This is a genomic window from Pseudundibacterium arcticum, from assembly GCF_042646465.1.
GTDB classification, from domain to species: domain Bacteria; phylum Pseudomonadota; class Gammaproteobacteria; order Burkholderiales; family Burkholderiaceae_D; genus Undibacterium_A; species Undibacterium_A arcticum.
In genome coordinates this window covers 42,874-50,059 of sequence record NZ_JBHRTP010000109.1, presented here as the reverse complement: position 1 = coordinate 50,059, position 7,186 = coordinate 42,874, and the positions used below count along the sequence as shown (strand labels likewise).

Sequence of the window (7,186 nt, the reverse complement as noted above, 5' to 3'; positions counted from 1 at the left end):
CCGATGCCAGCCCCGGCGGCACGGATTCTTTCGGCCAGATTACCTTGCGGGACCAGTTCCAGTTCCAGTTTGCCGGCGCGATATAAAGCATCGAAAACATACGAGTCGGCCTGACGCGGGAAAGAGCAAATGATTTTGCGTACCTGCCCAGCCTTGAGCAGTGCTGCCAGGCCGGTATCGCCATTGCCGGCATTGTTGTTGACGATGACCAGGTCTTTCGCGCCTTGTGCAATCAGGCCGTCGATCAATTCGGCTGGCTGCCCAGCGCCGCCAAAGCCACCGATCATGACGGTCGCGCCATCGTGAATATTTGCCAGTGCTTGTGTTACAGAGGGGGCAATTTTGTTAATCATGTTTTTGATACGAACAATTGGTTGAAAGTGACTAGTAAAGTTCTTATAATGAACAAATATTCGTATTTAGAACTTATTTGGTAAGAATAGTCAGCGGACAAGGTGTTGTCAATGCCGTTGTTCTCATGTTTTGGTGGTATGTCGTTGGTGTGTATCAGCAACTGGAGAGTGCTATCAATGTCGAATCGTGTTCCGTTATCAGATATGGCTGAAGGCGAGGTGGCTGCGGCGTCCGGCCCCAAGCCGGGCGACAGCTATGTGCAGTCTTTCGCCCGCGGGCTCGCTGTGCTGCGCAGTTTCGGCGCCGACGCCCCTGCCCAAACGCTGTCTGAAGTCGCCGAACGGGCCGAGCTGACCCGCGCCGGCGCGCGCCGCATCTTGCTGACCTTGTTGCACCTCGGGTATGTCGCGGCAGAAGGGCGCCTGTTTCGTTTGACACCCAAAGTGCTGGAGCTGGGTTTCGCCTACCTGTCATCGCTGCCGATATGGACCCAGGCGCAGCCGGTGATGGAAGATCTGGTGGAGAGCTTGCGGCAATCCTGTTCCGCCGCGGTGCTGGATGGCGAGGAGATCGTCTACGTATTGCGGGTGCCGGCCCGCAAGATTATGTCGATCAACCTCGGCGTTGGCAGTCGCCTGCCAGCTTATTGCACGTCGATGGGGAGAGTATTGCTGGCCGGCTTGCCACCGGCGACGCTCAGGGAGCGCCTGGCCGGCATGTCGTTGGCGCCGCTGACACCGCACACGATCGTCGATTCGGAGCGCTTGCAAGAAGCGATCGAACAGGTACGGATCCAGGGCTGGTGCCTGGTGAGCGAGGAACTGGAACTGGGCCTGGTATCGCTGGCCGCACCGATTGTCGATCGTAACGGCAAGGTCGTGGCGGCAATCAACATCAGCGGTCAAGTCAACAATCCGAGCCCCGCCAGCATGCTGGAAAACTGCCTACCCAAGTTGCTGGCCGCAGCGGAGAAAATCAATGTGCTGGTACGCGCGCAACAGTGAGGTTCGGCTATCGGCGTCTCAACGCCAGTATGAACTGCGTGACCGCCTGGGCAAACGATTGCGGCCGTTCCATTGCACTCAGATGCGAGGCGTGTTTCAGCACCGCCAGGCGTGCCTGCGGAATCTTCTCGACCAGAGTTTGCGACATGGCCAGCGGCATACAGGAGACACCGGCTACGGCCGCCGGGCACTCGCGGAAACCGCGATGGGGCGTGTCAAGGCAATCACCGAGCCTTGTCTGCGCTCGCGTTGCCTAGCAGCGCAACTTACTGAAATGGCCATCGGGGTCGCCGTGCTCCACCGCATGCTGGCGGCCGCACGCCCGACATCCGTCCGAAGTGAGCGCAAAGCGACATAACGGCCAGTGGCTGACGCCTCAACTCGTCTTCTGGATATCCGTGCAACAACGTCATGTGATGGGATAGCCGCATTCTAGTCACACATTACTCAACGAACTATCCGTGCACCAACGCCCGGTGCAATTCTTTACCGGCCGCCGAAAACGAGCCGCGAAGGTCGATGGCGTCAATGATCTGCAGGGCTTCCAAGCCTGATCTTCGAAAATTTCGATCATACAGTGGTAAATTTTCCGTTTTCCGTCTGATTTTTGACGGCGCATACTTCATTGCGATCTTTTTTCATTATTTGGCAGCCCATATGAGATCCGAGTTAAAAAAATAACGCCTGGAGAGGAGCAAGAGACAATGCGCAATCTAAACGAAGACAACATCACCCAAGCGGTCCTGGCGCGCCATGCCGCAATGCCGGATGTGAGGCTGCGAGAAATCATGAGCTCCCTGGTTCAGCACCTGCATTCCTTTGCGCGCGAAGTAAAACTGACCGAAGCAGAGTGGTTTGCCGGCATCCAGTTCCTTACCGATACCGGACACATGTGTTCGGATAAGCGCCAGGAATTCATCCTGCTGTCTGACACGCTAGGGCTGTCGATGCTGGTGACAGCCCTTAACAACCGGAAACCGGAAGGTTGCACCGAATCTACCGTATTCGGCCCTTTCCATGTAGAAGGATCGCCGCAATATGCGCTTGGTGACGATATCGCCAATGGCGCCAAGGGTGATCCGTGTTTCGTACGCGGCGTCGTGCGCGATATCGACGGAAAATCGGTTCCGAACGCTTCGATGGAAGTCTGGCAGGCGGATGCAGACGGCTTGTACGACGTGCAATATGCGGATCAGGATAGTCATCGTGGCAGGGGAACTTTCCACAGCGGCCCACAAGGTGAATATTATTTTCGCACCATTGGTGCAGAAGCGTATCCGATTCCACACGATGGCACGGTAGGGCGCATGCTCGAAGCGCTCGGGCGGCATCCGTGGCGACCTGCGCATTTGCACTTCCTGATCAAGGCGGAGAACTATCAGACACTGATTACCCATGTATTCCGCAACGGTGACAAGTATCTTGATTCCGATGCCGTCTTTGGAGTGCGCTCTTCCCTGATCGGCGATTGGGTACGGCACAAAGCTGGTACTGCTCCGGATGGCACCTGCCTCGATGTGCCGTTCTTCACGCTGGATTTTGATTTCGTACTGAATCCTGTCTAGACTATTATTTATCTATGGACAGATTTCTTTCAATAGAGGCTTTCGTTACCGTTGCAGAGACGCAAAGCTTTGCGGAAGCGGCGCGCCAGATGCGGATATCAAAGTCTGTAATCACCACGCGCATCCAGCAGTTGGAAGAATATGTCGGCGCGCCCCTGTTTCACCGCAGTACCCGTAATGTGCAACTCTCCGAAGTAGGACAAGCCTACCTGCGCGATTGCGTCGACCTGGTCAACAGGACTGACGAACTGGTCGATCAGATGCGCGAACTGAAGGGGTCTCTTGTTGGCCGCTTGAAGGTACATGCGCTACCGGGTTTTGTTCTAGGTCATATGGCTGCACACCTGCGTGAGTTTCAGGAAAAATATCCGGATATTGTTCTTGAACTGTTTGTGAACGACGCCGTGGTCGACCCTATCAAGGCAGGAGTGGATTGTGCGCTGCAGATTTTCAACCCCTCATCCGAGGAGCTGATCGGGCGCCAGTTGTTCCCGGTGCGCCGCATATTTTGTGCATCACCCGACTACCTGAAACACCATGGCACTCCGCAGCATCCGCGCGATCTTTATGAGCATCGCCTCGGGTTATATTCCGGCTACCCAACGCGCGACCGATGGGTGTTTCACGGCGCAAATGAAAAAGTGGTTCTCGATCTGAAACCCGTGTTGTTAAGCAACAGCGTTCATTTGCTGGAAGAATACGCCTGTGAGCACGCCGGCATCGTGTGCATACCGACTCTGGTAGCCGCAGCTCCGATACTGAGCGGCAGTCTCAAACTTATTCTTCCCGATTGGCAGCTATCTTCGTTCTGGCTCTCGGTCGTCTATCCTCGCACGCATCGCGGCGGGGCCAAACTCAAGTTGTTTATTGAAAGTCTGCTGGCTAAATTTTCCAGCGAACAGCCATGGGATTTGGCTTTGATAGAACAAGGCCTAATGCCTCGCTCTCTTGTGGAGTGAAGCGCCTCTCATCCTTACGACTGTTCTGAAATCGCAAACAATCTGATTGCGTTTCTCATGCTACCCAGCCGCCCTTATTTTGCCTAGACTGCAAGCTATCCAGTAAGGATACCGAGTGTCCTGAGTTAGAGGTTCGACGAATTTCGAACTCGGGACACTATAGGCTCTTAGAAGAAATAATGGAGGCATCATGACGCAGTACACAACTAAGTTTGGCGCACTGGAGAACTACGAAAAGGGTGGCGTGCAAGTCATCAATGACAGCGCCAAGAATTACGCATTTTCGAATTGCTTCGAGATCGCGGGGAAATCCAAACCGTACGAAAAAATTGTTTTCGGTATCAACCAAATCTATGTGCTTGAAACGATCCGTGCTGAAGGGGTTTCGCCTTGGTATACCTGCGCACATGATGAGTTCGCTTTGTGTATGGATAAGGAAGTCGATATCTATTTAGTCAAGCTCGATCCGACTCAGCAGGTACAGGACAAGGAAAAAAACGGGGCGGTGCCGGTTGGTGGCGAGCCTTCAGGTCAGCCGATGGGATGGATGAAAATTAAACGTGGCCACCAGGCGCTATTGCCGGCCAATGTGGCGTATCAATTCCGTGCTGCAAAGCCTGCTGTCATTGTCCTGCAAACATGTAAGGGCGACTTGTCGGTTGAGAAGTGGGCCGATATCTGCCAGGCCGCTTGATTTTGACTAATCCCTGAGGAAATTTGAGATGAATGCGCCGATTAAATTCAATACAGTGGCATCTGACGTGCACCCGGTATATGGCTATAAAGCCTTTACATTGGGAGACTTTACCTTCGAACGCGATGAATACTTTGCGCACATAAAATGGATCACCCTGGACGGTAAGCCTGCCTCCCATACCTTGGATGTTGGAAATTTTCTGCGTGCGCTAATGCGCGATGTGGGCTGGGGATTTTTTTATGGGTGGGTTAATTTCGACAACGTCTTTGGCACCACGAATCACTACAAGACGGTCGATGTATTCGCGGGAACTTACAATGCGAATTACAAAAAAGCGAACGTGGATCTGCTCCAGAACTTTCCAACGGAACAGGTTCGTGTGACTTTCGTCGACATGTTGGAAGACTGGACGAATGCCTGTTTTGATCCGTATGCCGCCCCCCAGGAAACCGGCATGCCATATGGTCGGAAGAATGGCAATAATAATGCCGCTGTACGACGTGTGCGGCAATTGGCGGAACGTTGCGTAGGTTTAAAAGACGACCTCGGGATGCGCACGGATAATACGGGCTATCCAATTAATCGTGCCTTTGCCGACGTGCCGCAAGATGCTCCAGAGCTGCATCCAGAGCCTGGCTTCGAAAATCAAGTGCACGCGTTCAACCTGTTTGCGTATCTTTCGCGTTCCGACGTGGTCTGGAATCCTTCATTTACTTCGGTCGTCAAGCATAGCTACATGTGCCCGACCACCGAAGAGTACATCTTGCCTATCATTCATGGCAACGATCGCGTTGAATGGTTCTTCCAGATGTGCGATGAGATCACTTGGGATTGCGGCGACAAGATGACCGCCGAACCACGCGCCCGTGTGGTCATGAAGGCCGGCGACATGGCTGCCATGCCGGCGGATTGCCGGCACCAGGGCTTCTCGCCGAAACGCTCCATGCTGCTCGTTTGGGAAAATGGATCGCCGCAGGTGGTCCACGACATTTTGGAAGGCAAGTCGCCTGTCTATCCGGTGTCATTCTAAAGCCGGCGCAAGCTAATCCTTAAACATAGTTAAGACAATGGATGGGTGTATGCCCATCCGTGGCCCCCTTTTGCCTGTTTAAAACGAGTACGTGTACGGAGAACAAATGCAGACCCAACTTTTTATCAACGGCAGGTTCGTTTCTGCCGAAGACGGCGCGACACTCGCCACCCTCAATCCGCATGACAATTCGGTCATCGCACAGGTCGCGATGGCGGGTAAGGCCGACATCGACAAGGCCGTGGCGGCGGCCAAAGCTGCTTTTCCGAAATGGTCACGCATGGCGGCGATGGATCGTGGCCGCCTGCTGTTGAAGCTCGCAGACGCGATTGAAGCGAACGCGGACGAGCTCGCCAGGTTAGAGTCGCTCGATACCGGGCATCCATTGCGCGATACCAGAGGATTGGATGTGCCGCGCACCGCGATCACCTTCCGCTACTTTGGCGGCATGGCCGACAAGCTCGAAGGCACCGTGATTCCGGTCGAGGAAGGCTTCTTAAACTATATGCTGCGCGAGCCGATCGGTGTTGTCGGCCAAGTGGTGCCATGGAATTTTCCACTGATGTTTACCAGCTGGAAAATGGCACCGGCACTGGCAGCCGGCAACTGCATCGTGATGAAACCAGCGGAATTGACTCCATTGTCCACTTTGCGTATCGCGGAATTGATGGCCGAAGTCGGCTTCCCTGCCGGCGTGGTCAATATCGTGCCGGGCTTAGGCCACATCGCTGGCCAGTATATCGCTGAGCATGAGGATATTTCGAAAATTGCTTTCACCGGCTCCACCGCAACTGGTCGTCGCATTGTGCAAGCATCGGCCGGTAACTTGAAGAAGGTACAACTTGAACTCGGCGGCAAGGGTGCGAACATCGTGTTCGGCGATGCCAACCTCACAGCAGCTGTCAATGGTTCGGCCTTCGCGATTTTCCATAATCAGGGGCAAGCGTGCATTGCCGGTTCGCGGCTGGTTTTGCACAAATCCATTGAGGATGAATTCATTGAGAAATTCGCCAAGCTGGCTGCATCCATCAAACTTGGCAATCCGCTCGATATAAATACCGAGATGGGGCCGCTTACCTCTCAACAGCAGCGCGATCGTGTGCTCTCTTACTGCGATGTTGCACGTTCCGAAGGTGGCGAGATTCTGCTAGGAGGTAAGGCACCTTCCAATCCGGATCTCGCAAACGGCTGCTACATCGAGCCCACCATTGTGCGCGCAAAACCAACTGATCGTGTCAGTCAGGAAGAGGTGTTCGGCCCATTTGTCACCATCTCGACGTTCGAGACCGATGAGGAAGCGCTGGCGATCGCAAATGGTACCGAATACGGTCTCGGTGGAGGTTTATGGACCAACAATTTACAGCGCGCGCACAAGATCGCCCGTGACATGAAGTCTGGCATGGTCTGGATCAACTGCTACAAACGGGTTCATCCTGGATCTCCCTTCGGCGGGGTGGGGCAGTCCGGCTACGGACGCGAGATGGGTTTCGAAGTGATGCGCGAATACACGCAAGCGAAGTCGGTATGGGTCAATGTCGACGCGAACCTGCCGCCGTACTATCCACGATAAATATGTT

Annotated in this window: 8 protein-coding genes and 1 pseudogene; 7 read left to right on the top strand and 2 right to left on the bottom strand. The window is 54.3% G+C overall.

The window, feature by feature from the left end; translation table 11 throughout:
• Positions 1-353 (bottom strand): 3-oxoacid CoA-transferase subunit A (locus ACFOFO_RS25845; protein ID WP_390333451.1); only part of this gene is annotated, 353 nt, incomplete at its 3' end.
• 177 nt (positions 354-530) lie between these two features.
• Between ACFOFO_RS25845 and ACFOFO_RS25840 the strand changes: the two genes are divergently transcribed.
• Entirely contained in the window at positions 531-1,358 is an 828-nt protein-coding gene (locus ACFOFO_RS25840) for an IclR family transcriptional regulator domain-containing protein (protein WP_390328817.1), read from the top strand.
• A 7-nt stretch (positions 1,359-1,365) separates the two neighbouring features.
• Here ACFOFO_RS25840 and ACFOFO_RS25835 read toward each other — a convergent pair whose 3' ends face one another.
• Positions 1,366-1,506, bottom strand: a complete 141-nt coding sequence (locus ACFOFO_RS25835; RefSeq protein WP_390329465.1) for an alpha/beta fold hydrolase — start codon at positions 1,504-1,506, stop codon at positions 1,366-1,368.
• 24 nt (positions 1,507-1,530) lie between these two features.
• Here ACFOFO_RS25835 and ACFOFO_RS25830 point away from each other — a divergent pair.
• From ACFOFO_RS25830 to ACFOFO_RS25805, 6 genes and pseudogenes are all read left to right on the top strand, one after another.
• Positions 1,531-1,716: pseudogene (locus ACFOFO_RS25830) on the top strand (IS5/IS1182 family transposase); the annotation flags it as partial.
• 346 nt (positions 1,717-2,062) lie between these two features.
• Positions 2,063-2,923 (top strand): intradiol ring-cleavage dioxygenase, encoded by an 861-nt coding sequence (locus tag ACFOFO_RS25825; RefSeq protein ID WP_390329412.1) that lies wholly within the window; start codon positions 2,063-2,065, stop codon positions 2,921-2,923.
• Positions 2,924-2,937: 14 nt separating this feature from the next.
• Positions 2,938-3,882 (top strand): LysR family transcriptional regulator, encoded by a 945-nt coding sequence (locus ACFOFO_RS25820; protein ID WP_390333449.1) that lies wholly within the window; start codon positions 2,938-2,940, stop codon positions 3,880-3,882.
• A 190-nt stretch (positions 3,883-4,072) separates the two neighbouring features.
• Positions 4,073-4,576, top strand: coding sequence for a cupin domain-containing protein (locus ACFOFO_RS25815; RefSeq protein WP_390328815.1), 504 nt, complete (start codon positions 4,073-4,075; stop codon positions 4,574-4,576).
• A gap of 28 nt (positions 4,577-4,604) precedes the next feature.
• Positions 4,605-5,609, top strand: a complete 1,005-nt coding sequence (locus ACFOFO_RS25810; RefSeq protein ID WP_390328814.1) for a hydroxyquinol 1,2-dioxygenase — start codon at positions 4,605-4,607, stop codon at positions 5,607-5,609.
• A 106-nt stretch (positions 5,610-5,715) separates the two neighbouring features.
• Positions 5,716-7,179, top strand: coding sequence for an aldehyde dehydrogenase family protein (locus tag ACFOFO_RS25805; RefSeq protein WP_390328812.1), 1,464 nt, complete (start codon positions 5,716-5,718; stop codon positions 7,177-7,179).
• Positions 7,180-7,186 lie beyond the last annotated feature (7 nt).

Coding starts and splice junctions, on each gene's coding strand:
- ACFOFO_RS25840 (WP_390328817.1), top strand. CDS start 531: ATGTCGAATCGTGTTCCGTTATCAGATATGGCTGAAGGCGAGGTGGCT.
- ACFOFO_RS25835 (WP_390329465.1), bottom strand. CDS start 1,506: ATGTCGCAAACTCTGGTCGAGAAGATTCCGCAGGCACGCCTGGCGGTG.
- ACFOFO_RS25825 (WP_390329412.1), top strand. CDS start 2,063: ATGCGCAATCTAAACGAAGACAACATCACCCAAGCGGTCCTGGCGCGC.
- ACFOFO_RS25820 (WP_390333449.1), top strand. CDS start 2,938: ATGGACAGATTTCTTTCAATAGAGGCTTTCGTTACCGTTGCAGAGACG.
- ACFOFO_RS25815 (WP_390328815.1), top strand. CDS start 4,073: ATGACGCAGTACACAACTAAGTTTGGCGCACTGGAGAACTACGAAAAG.
- ACFOFO_RS25810 (WP_390328814.1), top strand. CDS start 4,605: ATGAATGCGCCGATTAAATTCAATACAGTGGCATCTGACGTGCACCCG.
- ACFOFO_RS25805 (WP_390328812.1), top strand. CDS start 5,716: ATGCAGACCCAACTTTTTATCAACGGCAGGTTCGTTTCTGCCGAAGAC.